This is a genomic window from Streptomyces sp. CB02414, assembly GCF_001905385.1.
Lineage (GTDB): Bacteria > Actinomycetota > Actinomycetes > Streptomycetales > Streptomycetaceae > Streptomyces.
Window position 1 is genome coordinate 598,635 of record NZ_LIPF01000001.1, and the last position, 19,655, is coordinate 618,289.

Here is a 19,655-nt window from a genome sequence, read left to right on the forward strand (position 1 = left end):
AATTATCGTCTTCGCACGTGCCCCAGCCGTGCACCCCGACCACGCCGAACGGAAACCCCGACCGTGCTCCCTGCCATACTCCCCCTCTCCCGACCCGAACGGCGCCGGGAGAGACGCCCCGGCGATGCCCTGCGTGCCTTCGGGCGCCGGCATCGCGTGGCCCTGCTCGCCACCCTGCCCACCATCCCGCTGTACGCGGTGTGGTGGGTGTTTCTCGCCACCGGCGGGGGCGACCTGGCGGCGCAGGAGGCATGGGCCGACTTCGTCTCGCGGCACGGCGCCTCGGCGTACGGGTTCTTCTGGTACGGCGGGGTGCACACCGCCAACTACAGCGTCATCTCGCCGTACCTGATGGCCGCACTGGGCGTGCGCACGGTGACCGCCCTGTCGGGGCTGGCGGCCTCCTGGCTGGCGGCGGTGCTGATCACGCGGACCGGTGTGCGCAAGCCGCTGTGGGTCGCCCTGCTCACCTCCCTCGCCCTGTGGTGCAACGTCGCCTCGGGGCGTACGACCTTCGCGCTCGGGGTCGCCTTCGGGCTGGCCGCGTGCGTGCACCTGGTGCGGGAGCGGCGGCTGGTGCTCGCCGCCGGGTACGCCGCGCTGGCCACCATGGCGTCGCCGGTGGCCGGGCTGTTCCTGGCCGTCGTGGGCGCCGGGTTCCTGCTGGTACGGGACCGGGGGCGGGCCCTCGTGCTCCTCGTGCCGCCCGCCGCGGTCGTCGGGCTGACCACGCTGTTCTTCCCCTTCAGCGGGGAGCAGCCGATGCCGGCGGCCCGCATATGGCCGCCGGTCGTGCTCGGTCTCGCCGTCACGGCGCTGGTCCCGCGCGACTGGCGGGTCGCCCGGTGGAGCGGTGTCGTGTACGCGCTCGGGACCGTGCTGACGTACCTCATACCCTCCGCCGTCGGCACCAACGTCGAGCGGTTCGCGGAGTACTTCGCGCCTCCCGTGCTGCTCGCGGCCCTGCTCGGTGCGGACCGGGCGCGGCGGGTCGCGCGCGGGCTGCTGGCCGTCGCCCTCGTCTTCTCCGTGGGGTGGATGGGGAAGAAGACCGCCGACGACCTGACGGAGTACACCGTGGTGCCCGCCTGGGCCAGGAAGACGGACGGTGTCGTGCGGGCACTGGACGGCCTCGGCGCCGACCGTACGCGGGTGGAGGTGGTGCCCGCCCGCGACCACCGCGAGGCCGCCTCGCTCGCCCCGCACGTCAACCTGGCCCGTGGCTGGAACCGGCAGCTCGACGTGGAACGCGCCCGTCTCTTCTACGACGGCACCTTCTCCGCTGCCGCCTACCGGGACTGGCTCGACCACTGGGCGGTCGGCTTCGTCGTGCTGCCGCTGGCCAAGCCGGACGGGCCCGCCAAGGCCGAGGCCGCGCTCGTGGGGGACCCGGAACGGCGGCCCGGCTGGCTGGAGCCCGTCTGGCAGGACGAGCACTGGAGGGTGTTCCGGGTGCGGGACGCCGTGCCGCTCGTCTCCGAGCCCGGCACCGTCGTGGCCGCCACCGGCGCCGAACTGGTGCTGCGCATGGACCGGCCCGGCGCGGTGACCGTGCGGGTCGCCTGGTCGCCGTGGCTGCGGGCCGACGGCGGGTGCCTCGCCCGGGACGGCGAGTTCACCCGCCTGACCGTCGAGGCACCCGGCGAGTACCGGATCAGCTCCCGGTACGGTCCTTCGCCGCAGGCGGAGGAGCGCTGCTGAGGCTCTCGGTCTCCTGGGACGGCGGCGGGACGGTTGCGGTCTCCTCGGTGCCAGTCGCCTTCTCGGTCCCGGCCCCCGGGGGCGCCCCGGCCACCGACGACGCCTCGGGCCCCGCCGTCACCCGCGCCCTCGGCCCCTGGAACAGGTACGCCAGTCCGAAGCCCGCCGCGACGACCGCCGCGCCGCCCACCGCGTCCAGCACCCAGTGGTTGCCGGTGGCCACGATCGCGGCGACGGTGAAGAGGGGGTGGAGGAGGCCGAGGGCCTTCATCCACAGCTTCGGGGCGATGATCGCGATCGCCACTCCGCACCACAGCGACCAGCCGAAGTGCAGCGACGGCATCGCCGCGTACTGGTTGGTGAGGTGCGTCAGCGTGCCGTAGTCCGGCTTGGAGAAGTCCTGCACGCCGTGCACCGTGTCGATGATCCCGAGCCCCGGCATCAGACGCGGCGGCGCCAGCGGGTACAGCCAGAAGCCGACCAGGGCGAGCAGCGTGGTGAAGCCGAGGGACGCGCGGGCCCAGCGGTAGTCGACCGGGCGGCGCCAGTACAGGACGCCGAGGACGGCCAGCGGCACGACGAAGTGGAACGACGTGTAGTAGAAGTCGAAAAAGTCCCGCAGCCAGCCGGTCTTCACCACTGCGTGGTTGATCGCGTGCTCGATGTCGAGGTGCAGGAAGCGCTCGATGTCGAGGATCTGCCAGCCGTGCTCCTCCGCCCGGGCCCGGCCCGCCGAGTTGCTGCCGCCGGTCGCCGCGAGGCGGACCTGGGAGTAGGCGGCGTAGGTGACCCGGATGAGGAGCAGCTCCAGGAGGAGGTTGGGGCGGGTGAGGACCCTGCGCAGGAAGGGCAGGAGGGGGACGTGCTTGAAGCGGGCCGGGACGGGCGGTGCGTAGCTCGTCGGGACCGGGTTGTCGAAGTACGGCGAGGTGCGGGGCAGGAAGGGCACGGCGACGGCCGCCGCCAGCGCCGCGAGGAGTACGACGTTGTCGCGCAGCGGGTACAGGGCCGCCATGTTCGGCAGCATCATCTTCGCGGGGAGCGTCATCACCAGGACGACGGCGACCGGCCACACCAGCCTGTCGGAGGCACGCTTGCCTACCCGGCCGACGACCGCGGGCAGCACCCACAGCAGCTGGTGCTGCCAGGTGGCCGGGGAGACGACGACGGCCGCGCAGCCGGTGATGGCGACGGCGAGCAGCAGCTGGCCGTCGCGGGCGTAGCGCACGGCGCGGCGCAGGGCGAGGACGGCGACGGCCGCACCGAGGAGGAGGAAGAGGGCGATCTCCAGGGGGCCGTTGAGGCCGAGTCGCAGCAGGGCGCCGTGCAGCGACTGGTTGGCGAGGTCGTCGGCCTCGCCGCCCAGGCCCACACCGGCCATGTGGTGGACCCAGTAGGTGTACGAGTCCTGCGCCATCGCCGCCCAGGCGACGGCGGTGCAGGCGAGGAACGTGACGCCGGTGGACACGGCGGCGCGTCTGCGGTCGGTGAACCAGAGGAGGGGCACGAAGAGGAGCACGGTCGGCTGGAAGGCGGCGGCCACGCCGATCAGTACGCCGCCGATCCGGTCGGCGTGTGCGCCGCGCACGGCGAAGCAGCCCAGCAGCACCAGGAGGACCGGGATGATGCTGGTCTGGCCGAGCCACAGGGCGTTGCGCACCGGCAGGGACAGCATCAGCAGGCTGATCGCGACGGGCGCCGCCAGCAGCGCCGTACGGCGGCCCACCGGCTGGGGCAGGGCGCGGGCGGCGACCAGGCCGAGGGCGACGACGAGCAGCAGCGACCCGAAGGTCCAGCCCCAGCCGAGAGCCTGCTCGGCGGCGCGGGTGAAGGGTTTGAGGACCAGCCCGACGAAGGGGGTGCCGGTGAACTGTGTGGACTCGTACAGCGAGCCCTCCACGTGCAGGACGCCGTGCTCACCGACCCAGGTCTCCAGGTCCGTGAGCCGTTCTCCGCTCGGGGTGCTGAGGACCGCGGCCAGTTGCCGGACGGCGAGGATGGCGGCGACCAGCCACAGGCCGAGGCGGGCTACGCGCAGCCGTGCCCTGGTCGCATCGACGGCCGGGGCTCCGAAAGCCTCCGCCGGTCGCCCACTGTGCTCCGCATTCGCCACGCCCCGTCGGCCTCCCGCCCCGTTCGTATCGCGCCCGTGCGCGATGTGTCCGTCCTTGCGAACCCTATGAGGCTCGCACCACCCCCGGAGGGAGACGCAGGCAACCCCCGCTCCACCTGACCGCCGCCCGCTTTTCGCCCGACGATAGTGCGGGAGCGGGCCGGTTGCCTCTCCCGGGAGCGAGAAGGATCACAGGTCACGGGCGCGCGGAGCGCTCCGTGGCGCGCGGATGTCCCTGCGTGTGCGCCCTTTTGGTGCAGTGTGCAACGAAAAGCATACCGGGCGTAAGCGGCACATCAGCGCCTATGGTCGCTTTTCTGCCCGTGGCCGAGTGGCCGCGGGTTCTTTCCGGCCCGGCGACAGTGCCGCCGTGCGGGTCGGGGCGTCCCTGTTCCCGTCGAAAGGTAGGCGAGCGGAGTTTTGTCGGCCGCCCCCGTCGTCGCTGATCCGTCCCGCACGACCCCCGCACCGTCCCCCTCGGGTGCCCCTTCGTCCCCCTCGGGTGCCTCTACGTCCCTCTCGGGTGCCTCCGGCGCCCCCACCGCCACCGATCCCGCGCTGGTCAGGCGTGCCGTCAAGGCGGCGGCGCTCGGCAACGCGATGGAGTGGTTCGACTTCGGCGTCTACAGCTACATCGCCGTGACGCTGGGCAAGGTCTTCTTCCCGTCGGGCAACCCGACCGCCCAGCTGCTCTCCACCTTCGGCGCCTTCGCGGCGGCGTTCCTGGTCCGGCCGCTGGGCGGCATGGTCTTCGGGCCGCTCGGCGACCGGGTCGGGCGGCAGAAGGTCCTCGCCCTGACGATGATCATGATGGCGGCGGGCACGTTCGCCATCGGCCTGATCCCCTCCTACGCGTCGATCGGCGTGTGGGCGCCGGTGCTGCTGCTGGTCGCACGGCTGGTGCAGGGTTTCTCCACCGGAGGTGAGTACGCGGGCGCGTCCACCTTCATCGCCGAGTACGCGCCGGACAAGCGGCGCGGGTTCCTGGGGAGCTGGCTGGAGTTCGGCACGCTGGCCGGGTACATCGGCGGCGCGGGGCTGGTGACGCTGATGACGGCGCTGCTGTCGGACGGCGACCTGACGTCCTGGGGCTGGCGGATCCCGTTCCTGATCGCCGGGCCGATGGGCATCATCGGGCTGTACCTGCGGATGCGGCTGGAGGAGACGCCGGCGTTCGCCGCCGAGGTCGAGAAGGCGGAGGCGGAACGGGTCAAGGTGCCGCTGAGGGAGATGGTCACCGGGCAGTGGAAGGCGCTGCTGCTCTGCGTCGGCCTGGTGCTGGTCTTCAACGTCACGGACTACATGCTGCTGTCGTACATGCCGAGCTACCTGACGAGCGAGCTCGAGTACGACGAGACACACGGGCTGCTCGTGGTGCTGGCCGTGATGGTGCTGATGATGGTCGTCCAGCCGTTCGCGGGCGCGCTGACCGACCGGGTCGGGCGGCGTCCGGTGATCGCGGCGGGCTGCGCCGGCTTCCTGCTGCTGTCGGTCCCGGCCCTGCTGCTGATCCGCGACGGCAGCCTGTGGGCGGTGGGCCTGGGCATGGCCGCGCTGGGTCTGCTGCTGGTCTGCTTCACGGCGTCGATGCCGTCCGCGCTGCCGGCGCTGTTCCCGACGCGGGTGCGGTACGGGTCGCTGTCGATCGGCTTCAACGTGTCCGTCTCCCTGTTCGGCGGGACGACGCCGCTGGTGGTGACGGCGCTGATCGGGGCGACGGGGAACATGATGATGCCCGCCTACTACATGATGGCCGCGGCCGTCGTCGGCGGCGTGGCGGTGTGGTTCATGTCGGAGTCGGCGGGCCGGCCACTACCGGGCTCGGCACCGGCGGTGGACGCGCGCGAGCGCGTTTGAGCGGGTGCCTGCGGCGCCTGTGCGGGTTCGGTGGGGGTGCGCGTAGCGCGTTCGGTGGTGTTGTGGGTCGGGGCCGCGCCGGGGGGTGTCCGTCCTCGGAACGGCGCGGAATCGGTCACTTGAAAAGGTGCGGGGCGTTGACGCGCCAACCGCTGCGGGCGGACACCCCCCGACACGTCCCCTTCCCGCCGTACGCGGCTGACCGTCCGTGCGGGGATCCCGCCCAGCTGCGGGCAGTCGTGCCGCTGGGGCGGCACGGGTGGGCGCAGCGGCACCCCGCTACGCCGGGCTGCGCACCGACCCCCGACGCCCACCCCCACGCCGGGCTCGCAGAAACCGGCGAGGCGACACGGCACCACCCCACCCGGCCACAACACGCCCCCGTTCACCCCACCCCGGGCTATCTTCGTTAGCACACCTACTTAGAAAAGCTAACGACGCATACGGGAGGCCCGCATGAGCGACTCGCAGCTCTGGGACGACGTCGACGCCTACTTCACCGCCCACCTCTCCCCCGCCGACGACGCCTTGGACGCCGCCCTGCGGGACAGCGACGCCGCCGGGCTGCCGCCGGTGAACGTCACCGCCGGCCAGGGAAAGCTCCTCCAGCTGCTCGCACAGCTCCAGGGCGCCCGCACCATCCTGGAGATCGGCACCCTCGGCGGCTACAGCACCATCTGGCTCGCCCGCGCCCTGCCCGCCGACGGCCGCCTGGTCACGCTGGAGTACAGCGCCCGGCACGCCGAGGTCGCCACCCGCAACATCGCCCGCGCCGGCCTCGACGCCCTCGTCGACGTACGCGTCGGCCCGGCCCTGGAGTCACTGCCGAAGCTCGCCGACGACAACCCGCCGCCGTTCGACCTGGTCTTCATCGACGCGGACAAGGGCAACAATCCGCACTACCTGGAGTGGGCCCTGAGGCTCACCAGCACCGGCAGCCTGATCGTCGTCGACAACGTGGTCCGCGGCGGCCGCGTGGCCGACGCGGGTGACACCGGCGACGACGTGCGCGGCACCCGCGCCGCGATCGAGATGATCGGCAGCCACCCGCGGCTCAGCGGTACGGCGATCCAGACGGTCGGCAGCAAGGGCTACGACGGTTTCGCGCTGGCCCGCGTGCTGGAGTGAGGGCGGCGCGGTGGCGGCGCGCCGCCCTCAGGCCTCGTGGTAGAAGCCGACGTTGACGCTGCGCGGCTGCGCGCGGTCCTGGACCACGATCTCGCCGCTGCCGCCCCTGGGCAGCGGCACGGCCTCGCCGTAGGACAGGGACCGGGCGTGAGGGCCGACGGTGAGCCGGACCTCCGAGGAGGGGTCCGGCTGGGAGCCGCGCAGCCACGTCAGCTGCCACGTGCCGTCGGGCCCGCAGCGGAACTCCAGGTGGACCCGGGAGACGAACAGCCAGTCGTCCGGCGTCGACAGCCGGCACACGGCCTTGTCCCTGCCCACCCGCAGCACCGCTCCCGGCTCGCTGGGCGCCTCGGCCATCTGCATGCCGGCCGTGGCACCCGCGTCCGCCGCGGTGACGGCGGCCATGGTGAGTTCGAGCACGTGCGCTCCTCCAGTGACGTCCCTCGTTGACGTACCGCCGCCGCATGATAAGTCGGCCGGTGGTGCGGTGTCCGGCACAATGGGGTCATGACCGAGCGAAAGCCACCCGGCGTCGACTTCGAGTCCTGGGTCGACAAACAGATCCGTGATGCGGACGCGCGCGGCGAGTTCGCCGAACTGCCCGGCGCGGGCAAGCCCCTGCCGAGCGAGGTGGACAGCACCTACGACGAACTGTGGTGGGTGAAGCGGAAGATGGCCCGCGAGGGCTTCTCCGTACTGCCGCCGACCCTCGCCCTGCGCAAGGAGGCGGAGGACGCCCTTCAGGCGGCGGCGGACGCCCCGTCGGAGCGGGTGGTGCGCCGCATCGTCGAGGAGATCAACGTCAAGATCCGCGAGGTGATGTTCAAGCCGCCGCCCGGCCCCCCGCTGGGTCTGAAGCCCTACGACGTCGAAGAGGTCGTACGGCGGTGGCGGGAGCGCCGGGCGGAGCGGTGACGCCCGTCGGTCACAGGCGCATCAGGCGGTCCGCCAGCTCGCGGTAGTCCCGCAGGGCCAGGCGGAGTTGTTCGGTGTCGGTGCTGGTCGCGCGGTCGTCCGGGTCCGTGTCGTGCCAGGACGTGCGCAGGGTGCTTCGGCGGTGCGCCACGGCGTCCGTGAAGCGCGCGGTGAGCTCCTCCAGGACGCGGTCGGCCTCCTCCACGGAGGCGCGCGGCGCGTCGACGAAGCCGGCCACCGCGTGCTGCAGCCGCTGCCCGAGCCTGTCGCACTCGTCGTGCGGGAGGAGTTCGCCCCCGTGGGCGGTGGCCGGGGTCGTGGTGGCCGCGGTCGTGGTGGCCGGGGCGGTGGCGCGGGTGGCGGTGCCATCCGCGGGCCGGGGGTGGGCCTCGCCGTCGGTCCACGGTCCAGGGACCGCCTCCGCACCGCGTGCGCCGGGTTCGGGTGTCTGGGCCCCGACGGGCGTGCCGTCGGGCTGCCGGGTCACGTCGGACATGTGCCTCAACTCTCCTTCGGCCGGCTCTTGCCGAGCGACCAGGTGTGGTGCGCGCGAGGGGCGGGCGCCGCTCCGTGGCCGTCCGTGCCGGCCCGGTGCCGGCCTCCGTCGTGGTGGCGGGCCGGGCGTACCAGGTCCTCGAAGAGCGCGCGGGCCGCGACCATGGACTCGCGCATCTCCTCCGTGCCCGTTCCGGCGTCGTGCGCGCCGTCCACCCTCGCGTGCGTCACGCGGTGCACGCGCCGGTAGCCGTCGACGTGGTGGGCGTGGTGGACGGACAGCGCGGCCAGCTGCTCCTCGTACTGTCCGCCGTCCGGGAAGCCGCGGGCGCCGGCCAGCTCCGCGAGCAGCCGGTCCGCCTCGCCGACCGCCTCCCGCGGGGAGTCGACGAAGCGCTCCTGGGCCGCCGTCCAGCGTGCCTCGAAGCGCTCGCGCTCGGCCGGTTCCAGCTCCCGTTCGCGCAGCGAGCCGTGCCGTTCCACGCGGTCGGCCAGCTCCCGCTCGGCCGCCTTGGTGTCGCCGTCGTGCCGGGCCACGGCCCGGTCGTACTCGGGCCCGAAGCGCCGCTTCAGGCTTCCGCCGTGCTGAGGGCCCCGTGCGCGCAGGGCCAGGACGGCCGCCACGACGAGCACGGCCGCCACGATCACGATCAACGCGATGATCACGCCTGTGGACATGAGTGCCTTCCGGGTTGTCGGCCCCACCGGCTCTCCTGGCGGGCCGGTTCGCCGTTCGGGTTGCCCCTCAGTTGCCGGTCAAACGGCGCACGGGGAGCGGGGGCGGCGCATCCGTGGGAAAATACGCTCGCGCGGCGGGCCGGCCCGTTCCGACAATGGCCGGATGACCTGGACCGTCGCCCCGGAGCCGTACGACTCCCCCGAGGCCGCCGCCCTGTGGCGCGCGTACTACACCGAAGTCAGCGACCGCTGGTACCTGTTGCACGAGGGGCGGCCCACCGACCCCGGCGAGCTGGAACGGGAGATCGCCGCCGAGTCCGGCGCCGACCTCGCCCCGCCCGGGGGCCGCCTGCTGGTCGCGCGGTACGGCGGCGAGGCGGCGGGCACGGCGGGGGTACGGCTGCTGGACGCCCGCACCGCGGAGCTGAAGCGGGTGTTCCTGTACGAGCGGATGCGCGGCCGGGGCGGCGCCGCGCTGCTCGTACGGGCCGCCGAGGACGCGGCGCGGGCGCTCGGGGCCTCGCGGATGGTGCTCGACACCCGTGGCGACCTCGTCGAGGCCCGTGCCCTGTACGCGCGCCTCGGCTACGCGGAGACCGAGCCGTACAACGACGGGCCGTACGCCGAGCACTGGTTCGCCAAGCCGCTGCCGCGATTGTGACCGGTTTTGGGCGGTTCGGGGCTGGGGGAAGCCGGGATTCCGGGGGCGAGCGCGCGGAAGTATGGAGAAGATCTGCATAATCTCTGGAGTTCGCGAGGGGAGTCGCGAGGGGAGGGACGAGCGCGTTGGAGCAGCGGGAACAGCCGGAAGGGCAGGGAGAGGCGTCGCCGGAGCGAGCCTCCTCCGGGCACTCGTGCCCGGAGTGCGGCACGCCCAGGGAGGCGGACAACACGCCCGCCTGCGCCTGCGGAACGCGAGCGTCCGACGCCCTGCGCGACGCTCGTACGGCACAGGCGGCAGCGGCGGAGGACTTCGATCCGCTGCGAATACGCCCGTACGTCGAGCTCGACGGCGCGGCCGGGTCGCCGCCGCGAGAGGCTGCTGCCGACGGGGCGCCGGAGGCCACGGTTCCGCAGGACGCGACGCCTCCGTCCGTACCCACGTCGCCCACCGCACCGACCGCGCCGGACCCCGACGCCACCATGACGCTGCGCGCCGTCGGTGCCGGGCAGCCGCCGGTCGCGGCCGCGGAAGCCGCCTCCGCGGCCACGGAGGCGACCTCCGTACTGCCTACACCGCTGGCACCCTCGACCGGCGTGCCCAACGCACACGACCTGCGCCTGTTCGAAACGTCGGCGGCCTCGGCCGCCCCGCCCGTCACGCCGGTGGAGCCCGGCGCGGACGGCACCGGCGGGCGGCGCGGGCGGCGCCGGGGCGTGCTGCTCAGTGCCGTGGGGGCGGTCGTGGTCGTGGTGGGCGCCGCCGGGTTCGCGAGCGGCCTGTTCGCCTACGAGTCGCCCTCGCGGGACGGCGCGCTGCCGGAGGAGGTCAGGGCGAGCGTGCCGGAGCCGTCGGCCAGTACGGCGTCCACCGCTCCCGCGTCGAGCTCGCCGTCCGCCTCCGAGACCTCCGCGTCGCCGTCCCCGTCCGCGTCGCCGTCCACGAGCACCAGTCCGTCGCCCTCGCCGACCGCGTCACAGTCGGCGTCCAGTGCCCCGCCGTCGCCGTCCCCGTCGGCCGAGACGTCACCGTCCGCCGCGACCACCCCTCCCGACGGGCCCACGCAGGAGTCCGAGGACGACGACCGTGACCAGGGCTACGGCGGCGGCCCCACACTGCACCGCGGTGACCGGGGCTCCGAGGTGGCCGAGCTGCAGCAGCGGCTGACCCAGCTGTACCTCTACAACGGCGACATCAACGGCAACTACAACCACCACGTCGAGGAGGCGGTCCGGAGATACCAGTGGGCCCGCGGCGTCCGCTCCGACGAGTTCGGCGTCTACGGGCAGGACACCCGGCGCATGCTGGAGTCGGAGACGCGCGAGCCGTAGCCCGCGTCCGGCCGGGCGCCGCGGGAACGGTCCGGCGACTCGCCCCGGGGACGCCGTACTCGCCGTACGGTAGCCGGGCTCGCCGTACGGACGTCGTGTGCTCGCCGTACGGACGTCGTGTGCTCGACGTACGGACGTCGTGCTCGCCGCACGGGAGGCCGTGCTCGCCGTCCAGCAGCCGGCGCTCGTCGTACGACGGCCGACTTGCCCATCGTGGGGCGGCAGACGGCCGCCCGGCTGTGCGGCACCCCCGATGCGCAGTCGCGGACGGGGGGCTGCCGCCGACCGCCACGGACGTGTGATCGGCCGTCGGCCGCGCACGGACGGGTGGCTGGCCGCCAGCTGTGCGGCCACCCGCCGATGACCAGCCGGGCTCAGCCGGTCCGCAGCCGGCCGTCAGCCGATGTGCAGCCGCAGCGAGCCGTCCGCGCCGGCCTCCACCCGTACCCGCGTCAGGTCCTCCACGACCACGTCCGGCCCGTGGAGCCCGGCGCGCGGGCCGACGCCCACGACCCGCATCCCGGCGGCGCGGGCGGCGGCGATGCCGGCGCCGGAGTCCTCGAAGGCGATGCAGTCGGCGGGCTCGACACCCAGCTCGGCGGCGCCCTTGAGGAAGCCCTCGGGGTCCGGCTTGCTGGCGCCGACCGACTCGGCGGTGACCCGGACGTCCGGCTGGGCGAGCCCGGCGGCGGCCATCCGCGCCGTGGACAGCGGCACGTCGGCCGAGGTGACCAGGGCGTGCGGCAGGCCGCGCAGCGAGGCCAGGAACTCCGGCGCGCCCGGGATGGCGACGACGCCCTCGGTGTCGGCGGTCTCGTCGGCGAGCATGCGGGCGTTGTCCGCGTGGTTCTGCTCCATGGGCCGGTCCGGCAGGAGCAGCGCCATGGAGGCGTAGCCCTGGCGGCCGTGGACGACCTTCATCACCTCGTCGCCGTCCAGCCCGTGCCGGCCGGCCCAGCGCCGCCAGACGCGCTCGACGGCGGCGTCCGAATTGACGAGGGTGCCGTCCATGTCCAGCAGCAGGGCACGGGTGGTGAGAACGGTGGTGGCGGTGGCCGTCATCGGCAGACTCCAAAGCGCGGGGAGGAAACAAGGCGGCCCCGCCCGCCGGTCAGGGAGAACGGGCGGGAGCCACTTTGTTTCTCCACGGTACAAAACGGGTCGGGGATCGCGCCACCGCCCCGCCGGAACGTTCACGAACCGTTCAGCCCGCGACCGCCTCCCACAGGCTCCACACGCCCAGCCCCAGCATGAGCAGCGCGGCGATCTTGGTGATCAGCGCCAGCGGCACCCGCTTCATCAGGGCCTTCCCGCCGACGATGCCGAGCCCGGCCACCGCCCACAGCGCGAGCACCGCGCCGAGGCCGACGGAGAGCGGGTCGTCGTAGCGGGCCGCGAGGTTCGCGGTCATGATCTGCGTGAGGTCGCCGAACTCCGCGACCAGGATGAGCATGAAGCCCGCGCCGGAGACCTTCCAGAAGGACTGGTCCTCGGGCTTGCGGATCTCCTCGTCCTCGTCGTCCTTCTTCATCAGCAGCACGGCGGCACCGCCGAGGAAGAGCACACCGGTGATCGCGTGCACGATCTGCTGCGGCAGCAGGGTCAGCACGCTGCCGGCCGCGACCGCGAGCACGACGTGCAGGAGGAAGGCGGCGGCCACGCCGGCGAAGACGTACGAGGCGCGGTAGCGGGTGCCGAGGACGAGGCCGGCGAGCGCGGTCTTGTCGGGCAGTTCGGCGAGGAAGACGACGCCGAAGACGACTGCCGTCACGGTCAGGCTGATCAAGGGATCCTCTATCGGTCGGGGCCGCCCCGCCGAGAGTGCTGGTCCTGACTGCTCCTGCGCTGCGGACACCTCGGCACGGCAGCACACGGATCGCCCCCGCCGTACGGCACGGGCGTGCACTGCTTGCCGAAGGTCTCGCTGGCCGGGCTCGCGCACGAGTCCTGCCTCCGGGCGCCGGCTCAGGCGAGCTGAGCAGTGTGTCGACGGTCCGGCGAAGAGCTACTCCCCTTCTGCGCCGTCCATAGTACGCGACGCCCGCGGGCGGGCCCGAGGGGCGAAAGTCCCGGGACGCTCCGTCACGACTCCTGTCGCACCCGTAGACGTGCCATGCACACGTCACTAGCTTCTTACCGGCCGCACACCTGTGCGCCATGCGGCGCCTGAGCATTCCCCTGCTCGCGTCCCGACACCCCCACACTCCAAGGGAGTTCGCATGCCGAAGTTCTACGCGCGTCGACGGCTCGGTTTCCTCGCCGCGTTCACCGGGCTCATAGCCTCGGCCGGGCTGCTCAACGGCCCGGCCGCCTCCGCCGCCCTCCCCTCCCCGGTCAGCGCCGCCACCGCCCGCACCTACCTCTCCTCCCTCACCGTGGAGAGCGAGAGCCGCACCGGCTACGACCGCGACCTCTTCCCGCACTGGATCAGCCAGTCCGGCAACTGCAACACCCGCGAGACCGTCCTCAAGCGCGACGGCTCGGGCGTCACCACCGACACCTCCTGCTACCCCACGCGCGGCAGCTGGTACTCCCCCTACGGCGGCGCCACCTGGTCCGCCGCCTCCGACGTCGACATCGACCACCTCGTCCCGCTCGCCGAGGCCTGGGACTCCGGCGCCGGCTCCTGGAGCACCTCCCGGCGCCAGTCCTTCGCCAACGACCTGACCCGCCCCCAGCTCCTCGCGGTCACCGACAACGTCAACCAGTCCAAGGGCGACCAGGACCCCGCCACCTGGATGCCCTCGCGCAGCGCCTACCGCTGCACCTACGTCCGCGCCTGGGTCCAGGTGAAGTACTACTACGACCTCTCGGTCGACTCCGCGGAGAAGTCGGCGCTGCGGGGCCACCTGGCGAACTGCTGAACCGCCGTCCGCCGCGTGTCCGGCGCGTTCGGCGCGGAACCTCCCCGCCGGCCTCCGTCGTTCCGTACCGTACGGGGCGACGGAGGAGGGGATCACCATGGCCGGACTGCGCCTGGGACCACTGCTGAGATACACCGACGGCTCGTGCGCGACCGTGTGGGTCGAGAGCGACCGGCCGTGCACCGCCGAGGTGCGCTGCGCCGACGGCGCCACGGGCACGAGCCGTACGTTCCAGATCGCGGGCCACCACTACGCGCTGGTCGCGGTGAGCGGCCTGACACCCGGCACGGCGACCGAGTACGAGGTGCTCCTCGACGGCGCGCGCGTGTGGCCCCCGCCCGACTCCCGCTTCCCGCCCTCCGTCATCGCCACGTCCCCGGCGGACGCGGGCACGCGCATCGCCTTCGGCTCCTGCCGCTGGGCCGCGCCCCCGGCCGGCGGCCACGATCCGGTGGGCCCGGACGCGCTGGACACCCTCTCCGCCCGCATCGCGGCCGACCCTCAGGCCGCGCGCCCCGACGTACTGCTCCTGCTCGGCGACCAGGTGTACGCCGACGAGATCTCCGACGCCACGCGCCGCTGGATCGCCGGCCGCCGCGGCCTCGCCGACCCTCCCGGCGACCAGGTCGCGGACTACGAGGAGTACACCCGCCTCTACTACGAGTCGTGGCTCGACCCCGAGGTGCGCTGGCTGCTGTCGACCGTGCCCAGCTGCATGATCTTCGACGACCACGACGTCATCGACGACTGGAACACCTCCGAGGCGTGGCTCGCCGACATGCGGGCCACCGACTGGTGGCGCGAGCGGCTGCTGAGCGGGCTGATGTCCTACTGGGTGTATCAGCAACTCGGCAACCTCTCCCCCGCGGAGCTGGCCGCCGACCCCCTCTACGCGGCCGTCCGCGACGTCCCCGACGGCACCGACGTGCTGCGCACGTTCGCCGCGCGCGCGGACGCGGACCCGGCCTCCGTCCGCTGGAGCTACCGGCGCGACTTCGGCCGCGTACGGCTGCTGATGGTGGACTCCCGCGCGGCCCGCGTCCTGAAGGAGGACCGCCGCGCGATGCTCGACCCGGGCGAGGCCGCCTGGCTGCGCGAGCAGGTCCTCTACGGACGGGGCGGCGGTGCGCAGGTGGGCACCAGCACCGAGGGGGCGCGCGTCGGTGCCGATCAGGAGGGCCCGTACGACCACCTCCTGATCGGCACCTCCCTGCCCTGGCTGCTGCCCCACCTGGTGCACGACGTGGAGGCGTGGAACGCCGCGATGTGCGCCGGTGAACGGGGCGCACGCTGGGCACGGCTCGGGGAGCGGATCCGGCGGGGCGCCGACCTGGAGCACTGGTCGGCCTTCCCGTCCTCCTTCGACGCCCTCGCGGACCTGATCGCCGAGGCCGGTACGGGGCCCGGGGCGCCCGCGACGGTGAGCGTGCTGTCGGGCGACGTCCACCACGCCTACGTGGCGGAACCGTCCTGGCCGGGGCGCGCACCCGACGCGCACGTCGCGCAGCTGACCTGCTCCCCCGTCCACAACTCCGTCCCGCTCTCCATCCGGCTCGGCTTCCGTTTCGGCTGGAGCGCCTTGGCGCGTGCCCTCGGGCGGCGCGTCGCCCGGCACGGACGCTGCGCGGAGCCGGCGGTCGGCTGGCGCAGAACCGGCGGCCCGTGGTTCGGCAACCAGATCATGACGCTGACGCTGCGGGGCCGGACGGCCCGGCTGCGGCTCGAACAGGCCCGGGCGGAACGCGACGGGACGACCGCCCTGCGGATGATCACGGACCGGGATCTGGCGTAGGCCGCCCGGGGCGGGGGCCGGGTATGGATTCAGTCATGCCGACAGGCCTCGGCCTGGCTGTGGGAGCGCTCCCACCTGCGGAGCGCGGCCGGACGGGACGGTGACCGCCCGCCACGTTATGGCCAAATGTTGAACTTGCAAGTACTCATTAGGCTCACCTAACGTGGGCAGCCCACTCGGTTCCGTCCCCACCGGCCCCTGTCCCGGGCCGGCCCGACCGAAGGAGCACCCCCCACATGTCCGGACGCCTCAACAGCGCCCAGCCCTATGCCCTCGGCCTGTTCCGCATGGTCGTCGGCCTGCTTTTCGCCTGCCACGGCGCCGCCTCCCTCTTCGGGGTCCTCGGCGGCGCGTCGGGCACCGGCGGCACGGTCGAGGCGGGCACCTGGCCCGGCTGGTACGCCGCCGCGATCCAGCTGGTCGGCGGCGGCCTCGTCCTGCTGGGACTCGGCACCCGCGCCGCCGCGCTCGTCTCCTCGGGCTCCATGGCCTACGCGTACTTCAAGGTGCACCAGCCGGGCGCCCTGTGGCCGATGGAGAACGGCGGCGAGGCCTCGGCCATGTTCTGCTGGGCCTTCCTGCTGCTGGTCTTCACCGGCTCCGGCGCCTTCGGCCTCGACCGGTTCTTCGCCCGGCGCGCGTCCGAGCCGGAGCAGGCGGCCACGGAGCGGCAGACCCCGGTCGCGGCCTGACCCGCCTCCGCGTCCCCGGAGGGTCCGGGGACGTGACGACCTCCGCCCGGTGAACGTTCCGTGCCGAACACCCAAGCCCCCTGTGAACCGCCTGTCACACCCCGGGCGTACGCTGTATGGCTGTCATCGGCCGCTCCTGCCGTCCCCGCGTCCTGCGGCATGGCCCGGCCCACGGGGGAGTAACGGGAGTTGTGGTGGTCGAGAGTCTCGGAAGCGTCGGTTCGCTGGTCAGCAGCCCATGGATCTATGTGCTGGTGGCCACTTCCGTACTCCTCGACATCTTCCTGCCGGTGCTGCCGAGCGGCGTCCTGGTGATCGCGGCGGCCACGGCGGCGGCAGCGGGCTCGGGCGCGGCGGCCGCCGGGCGGGTCCCACAGGACGTGCCCGACATCCTGGTCCTGATCCTTTGCGCGGCGACCGCCTCCGTCCTCGGCGACCTGGCGGTCTACCGCCTCGCCTGGCGCGGCGGGCCGCGCCTGGACCGGGCGATCGCCCGCTCCCGCCGGCTGACGACCGCGCAGGAACGTCTCGGCGGGGCGCTCGCCCGAGGGGGCGGTGCCCTCGTCGTACTGGCCCGTTTCGCCCCTGCCGGCCGCTCGGTCGTCTCCCTCGTCGCCGGCACCGCGCACCGCCGGATCCGCGAGTTCCTGCCCTGGTCCGCCCTCGCCGGACTCGCCTGGGCCCTGTACAGCGTGGCCCTCGGCTACTTCGGCAGCCAGTGGCTGGGCGCGACCTGGCTGGCGACGGGGGTGTCTCTGGCGGCGCTCTTCGGCGCGGGCGCGGGGGCGGCCTACCTGATGCGCCGCCAGCCCGGGGCGCATCGGGCGTCGTAACGGACGGAGGGCCCGGGGTCGCGACGACCCACGGGGCACACGTCCGGGTCACGGGTAAGGAGTCACGGGTAAGGAGTCACGGGGCGTGGGTCACGAGGCCCGCCGGGCACCGGCGCCTCCTCGTACCTCCAGGTCGGCGAGCAGCTCGGCCGTGGCGCCCGCGACGGCCTCCACGGCCCGTTCGAAAACCTCGCGGTTGTGCGCGGCCGGCGCGCGGAAACCGGAGACCTTGCGGACGTACTGCAGGGCGGCGGCCCTGATCTCGTCCTCGGTGGCCTCCTCGGGAAGCGCGGGCGGACGCAGTGTCTTGATGCTGCGGCACATGGCCTCAGTCTCCTCTCTTCAGGTCCACTCGCCAGTCGTTCGACGTGATCCAGTGGCCCTTCGGGTATTCGAAGCCGGCCTGGCCGAGCAGGGTGAAGCCGGCCCGTCGGCAGACCGCGTTGGAGGCGGCGTGGTCGATGCTCGGGAACGCGTGGAGATACCGGTGCGGACCGGCGTCGCGGGCGGCCTCCGCCACGGCACGGGCGGCCCGCGCGGCCAGCCCCCGCCCCTGGAACTCCGGCAGTACCGCCCACCCGGTCTCCCAGACCTCCGCGCCCCGCCAGGTCCGCTGCCAGTACCCGATCGAGCCGACGGTCTCGCCGCCGTCCGCCAGCGTGACCCGGTACATCCGCCCCGGCGCCGACCCCACGTAGCGCCGGTGCCGTACCGCGAGCTGCTCCTCGGTCTCCGGGCCGCCCAGGTGCACGGTCATCTCGGGGGCGTTGGTCCTGCGCAGCAGCCACAGATCCCCCTCCGCCCAGGGCACCAGGCACACCCGGTCCCCTGCACCACCGGCCCGCTCTTCCTCGCCGTCCATGTTCTTCACGGTAGGGCAGGGGTCTGACAGTCGACCCCGGCGGCGGGGGCCACCCTTTCGCGTGAACCAGTGAAGGGAACGCGCGCCTCAAAATCGAACAGGCGTATTATTGGATCGTGGCTACGACCTATGACTTCCCCAGTGACCTCCTCGCCGGCCAGGAGGAACTGCATCAGGTCCGGGCCGAGCTGTCGGCCCTGCTCAAGAGACTTCCCTGGTCCGTCGAACCACTCGACGGGTTCAGCGACGACAACGGCTGGCGCAAGGTCGAACGCCCGGCCTCGCCCGGCTGGTCCGCGGACGAACAGGCCGAGGTGGAGAAACTCCGACAGCGCGAGCGCGAACTCGCCGTGTTCGTCAGCACCCATCGCTACTGGTCGCAGATCACCGGCCCCGACCAGGTGACCGCCCGCTCGGAACTGAAACGCGCACACGCCGCCCCGGCCCCCGAGACCCCGCCCGAGGACGCCTGACGCGAAGACGCCCGAGCGGACCCCGCACCGGCAGGCATCGTGCGGAGCACGCCCAGCGGGCGCACGCGAAAGGCCCCCGGAGCATTCTCCGAGGGCCTCGCACCGACGACAGCGGCGCCGGTCCTGGTGGGCGCGGACGGTTTCGAACCGCCGACATCCTGCTTGTAAGGCAGGCGCTCTACCCCTGAGCTACGCACCCAGGACGAGTGGACAGCCTACATGGCACGGGGCACTGCTCGGCAATCGCGTTGACGCCGGCCTCCCGTCCCTCCCTGCCGGGGGTTAACCCCACCCCCGATCCGGGAGTGGCCCGGATCCCGGCGGGGCCCGCCGCTCCATACGCTCGAAGAGCCTCGCCGCGCCGGGCCCCGCTCCGCGGACCCACCCGGCGGCACCTCGTCGTCCGTCCTTGGGGGAACCGTCATGTCCCGCCGTATCCTTCCGACCCGCACGTCGGCCCGCGCATCGGTCCGCGCGCTCGCCGCCGCCGGTACCGTCGCCGTTCTCGTCGCGGGCCTCGGTGCCTGTACCTCCGCGGAGGACGACAAGGACCCCGACCACCGGACCTTCGCCTTCCGGGGCGACACCCTCACCATCGACGCCGACGACTCCGGTCTGGAGGTCGTCGCCGCCGACGGCAACGCCGCCGGCAAGGTCGAGGTGACGCGGTGGTTCCAGGGCTCGGTCGTCCTCGGCTCCGACCCCGAGGTCACCTGGAGCATGGAAGGCGACCGGCTCAAGCTCCGCACGCACTGCTCGGGCGTGGTCGCCGACTGTGCCAGCAAACACCGCGTGGAGGTGCCGCGAGGTGTCGCCGTCAAGGTGGAGTCCGACGACGGCAGCGTGCGGGCACAGGGCTTCCGGGACGCGCTGGAGATCCGTACGGCGGACGGGTCCGTCCGCGTCAGCGACACCACCGGGCCGCTGGAACTGCACAGCGACGACGGATCCCTGCGCGCGGACGTCTCCTCGCGCCGCGTCGAGGCGTCCACCAAGGACGGCTCGGTCCGCCTCGAGCTGCGCGCCGTGCCGGAGCTGGTGGAGACCCGCAGCGACGACGGCTCCGTGAGCGTCTCCCTGCCCCGCGACACGTACAAGGTGTCCGCCGAGAGCGACGACGGTTCGGTCGACGTGTCCGTGCCCCGGGACGACACCAGCGCCCACGTGGTGAACGCGCGGACCCAGGACGGCAAAGTCACGGTCCGAACCGCGAACTGACCGGCCCGTGTGTTCGTCCCTAACGGGTGGGAGAATGAACCC

At 73.2% G+C, this 19,655-nt stretch carries 20 protein-coding genes and 1 tRNA gene; 12 read left to right on the forward strand and 9 right to left on the reverse strand.

Going from position 1 to position 19,655, the window contains the following annotated elements; genetic code table 11:
* Positions 1-63 precede the first annotated feature (63 nt).
* Positions 64-1,701 (forward strand): hypothetical protein, encoded by a 1,638-nt coding sequence (locus AMK11_RS02800; protein ID WP_073722622.1) that lies wholly within the window; start codon positions 64-66, stop codon positions 1,699-1,701.
* Here the strand turns inward: AMK11_RS02800 and AMK11_RS02805 are convergent.
* The gene (locus AMK11_RS02805; RefSeq protein WP_073722624.1) at positions 1,655-3,814 is read right to left on the reverse strand and encodes a bifunctional glycosyltransferase 87/phosphatase PAP2 family protein; all 2,160 of its coding nucleotides are present in this window, start codon (positions 3,812-3,814) and stop codon (positions 1,655-1,657) included. The two genes, AMK11_RS02800 and AMK11_RS02805, sit on opposite strands and share 47 nt — an antisense overlap.
* A gap of 420 nt (positions 3,815-4,234) precedes the next feature.
* Here AMK11_RS02805 and proP point away from each other — a divergent pair, with 420 nt between their 5' ends.
* Both proP and AMK11_RS02815 read left to right on the forward strand, forming a co-directional pair.
* Positions 4,235-5,671 carry a glycine betaine/L-proline transporter ProP gene (proP, locus tag AMK11_RS02810; RefSeq protein ID WP_073722626.1) on the forward strand — a complete coding sequence of 479 codons (1,437 nt, stop codon included), beginning with the start codon at positions 4,235-4,237 and terminating at the stop codon, positions 5,669-5,671.
* A 456-nt stretch (positions 5,672-6,127) separates the two neighbouring features.
* Complete coding sequence (locus tag AMK11_RS02815) at positions 6,128-6,799, forward strand: O-methyltransferase (protein WP_073722628.1); 672 nt, start codon at positions 6,128-6,130, stop codon at positions 6,797-6,799.
* A gap of 27 nt (positions 6,800-6,826) precedes the next feature.
* Here AMK11_RS02815 and AMK11_RS02820 read toward each other — a convergent pair whose 3' ends face one another.
* Positions 6,827-7,219: an FHA domain-containing protein gene (locus AMK11_RS02820; RefSeq protein ID WP_073722630.1), complete on the reverse strand. Its 393-nt coding sequence runs from the start codon at positions 7,217-7,219 to the stop codon at positions 6,827-6,829.
* 87 nt (positions 7,220-7,306) lie between these two features.
* Here AMK11_RS02820 and AMK11_RS02825 point away from each other — a divergent pair, with 87 nt between their 5' ends.
* Positions 7,307-7,714: a J-domain-containing protein gene (locus AMK11_RS02825; RefSeq protein WP_073722632.1), complete on the forward strand. Its 408-nt coding sequence runs from the start codon at positions 7,307-7,309 to the stop codon at positions 7,712-7,714.
* A 10-nt stretch (positions 7,715-7,724) separates the two neighbouring features.
* Here the strand turns inward: AMK11_RS02825 and AMK11_RS02830 are convergent, their stop codons facing one another.
* Complete coding sequence (locus AMK11_RS02830) at positions 7,725-8,210, reverse strand: hypothetical protein (protein ID WP_073722663.1); 486 nt, start codon at positions 8,208-8,210, stop codon at positions 7,725-7,727.
* A gap of 5 nt (positions 8,211-8,215) precedes the next feature.
* Positions 8,216-8,887 (reverse strand): hypothetical protein, encoded by a 672-nt coding sequence (locus AMK11_RS02835; protein WP_073722665.1) that lies wholly within the window; start codon positions 8,885-8,887, stop codon positions 8,216-8,218.
* Positions 8,888-9,050: 163 nt separating this feature from the next.
* Between AMK11_RS02835 and AMK11_RS02840 the strand changes: the two genes are divergently transcribed.
* On the forward strand, positions 9,051-9,548 hold the full coding sequence (locus AMK11_RS02840) for a GNAT family N-acetyltransferase (protein WP_073722667.1): 498 nt from the start codon (positions 9,051-9,053) through the stop codon (positions 9,546-9,548).
* Between the two features lie 125 nt (positions 9,549-9,673).
* The gene (locus tag AMK11_RS02845; RefSeq protein ID WP_073722669.1) at positions 9,674-10,879 is read left to right on the forward strand and encodes a peptidoglycan-binding domain-containing protein; all 1,206 of its coding nucleotides are present in this window, start codon (positions 9,674-9,676) and stop codon (positions 10,877-10,879) included.
* A 396-nt stretch (positions 10,880-11,275) separates the two neighbouring features.
* On the opposite strand, the gene AMK11_RS02850 is transcribed toward AMK11_RS02845, so the two are convergent.
* Both AMK11_RS02850 and AMK11_RS02855 read right to left on the reverse strand, forming a co-directional pair.
* The gene (locus AMK11_RS02850) at positions 11,276-11,941 is read right to left on the reverse strand and encodes an HAD-IA family hydrolase (RefSeq protein WP_073722671.1); all 666 of its coding nucleotides are present in this window, start codon (positions 11,939-11,941) and stop codon (positions 11,276-11,278) included.
* 142 nt (positions 11,942-12,083) lie between these two features.
* Positions 12,084-12,665 (reverse strand): TMEM165/GDT1 family protein, encoded by a 582-nt coding sequence (locus AMK11_RS02855; RefSeq protein WP_073722673.1) that lies wholly within the window; start codon positions 12,663-12,665, stop codon positions 12,084-12,086.
* Positions 12,666-13,098: 433 nt separating this feature from the next.
* Here AMK11_RS02855 and AMK11_RS02860 point away from each other — a divergent pair, with 433 nt between their 5' ends.
* The 4 genes from AMK11_RS02860 (at position 13,099) to AMK11_RS02875 (ending at position 17,060) form a co-directional block, all read left to right on the forward strand.
* Entirely contained in the window at positions 13,099-13,743 is a 645-nt protein-coding gene (locus tag AMK11_RS02860) for an HNH endonuclease family protein (RefSeq protein WP_073722675.1), read from the forward strand.
* Between the two features lie 97 nt (positions 13,744-13,840).
* The gene (locus AMK11_RS02865; protein WP_073722677.1) at positions 13,841-15,535 is read left to right on the forward strand and encodes an alkaline phosphatase D family protein; all 1,695 of its coding nucleotides are present in this window, start codon (positions 13,841-13,843) and stop codon (positions 15,533-15,535) included.
* A gap of 236 nt (positions 15,536-15,771) precedes the next feature.
* Positions 15,772-16,227, forward strand: coding sequence for a DoxX family protein (locus AMK11_RS02870; RefSeq protein ID WP_073722679.1), 456 nt, complete (start codon positions 15,772-15,774; stop codon positions 16,225-16,227).
* Positions 16,228-16,421: 194 nt separating this feature from the next.
* On the forward strand, positions 16,422-17,060 hold the full coding sequence (locus AMK11_RS02875; RefSeq protein ID WP_073723896.1) for a DedA family protein: 639 nt from the start codon (positions 16,422-16,424) through the stop codon (positions 17,058-17,060).
* 90 nt (positions 17,061-17,150) lie between these two features.
* Here the strand turns inward: AMK11_RS02875 and AMK11_RS02880 are convergent, their stop codons facing one another.
* Positions 17,151-17,384 carry a DUF2277 domain-containing protein gene (locus tag AMK11_RS02880; RefSeq protein ID WP_073722681.1) on the reverse strand — a complete coding sequence of 78 codons (234 nt, stop codon included), beginning with the start codon at positions 17,382-17,384 and terminating at the stop codon, positions 17,151-17,153.
* A 4-nt stretch (positions 17,385-17,388) separates the two neighbouring features.
* Positions 17,389-17,922, reverse strand: coding sequence for a GNAT family N-acetyltransferase (locus AMK11_RS02885; protein ID WP_073722683.1), 534 nt, complete (start codon positions 17,920-17,922; stop codon positions 17,389-17,391).
* Positions 17,923-18,038: 116 nt separating this feature from the next.
* On the opposite strand from AMK11_RS02885, the gene AMK11_RS02890 reads away from it, so the two are divergent.
* Positions 18,039-18,395 (forward strand): hypothetical protein, encoded by a 357-nt coding sequence (locus AMK11_RS02890; RefSeq protein ID WP_073722685.1) that lies wholly within the window; start codon positions 18,039-18,041, stop codon positions 18,393-18,395.
* A gap of 124 nt (positions 18,396-18,519) precedes the next feature.
* On the opposite strand, the gene AMK11_RS02895 is transcribed toward AMK11_RS02890, so the two are convergent.
* Positions 18,520-18,594 (reverse strand) — tRNA-Val (locus tag AMK11_RS02895).
* Between the two features lie 224 nt (positions 18,595-18,818).
* Here AMK11_RS02895 and AMK11_RS02900 point away from each other — a divergent pair.
* Complete coding sequence (locus tag AMK11_RS02900) at positions 18,819-19,613, forward strand: DUF4097 family beta strand repeat-containing protein (RefSeq protein ID WP_073722687.1); 795 nt, start codon at positions 18,819-18,821, stop codon at positions 19,611-19,613.
* Positions 19,614-19,655 lie beyond the last annotated feature (42 nt).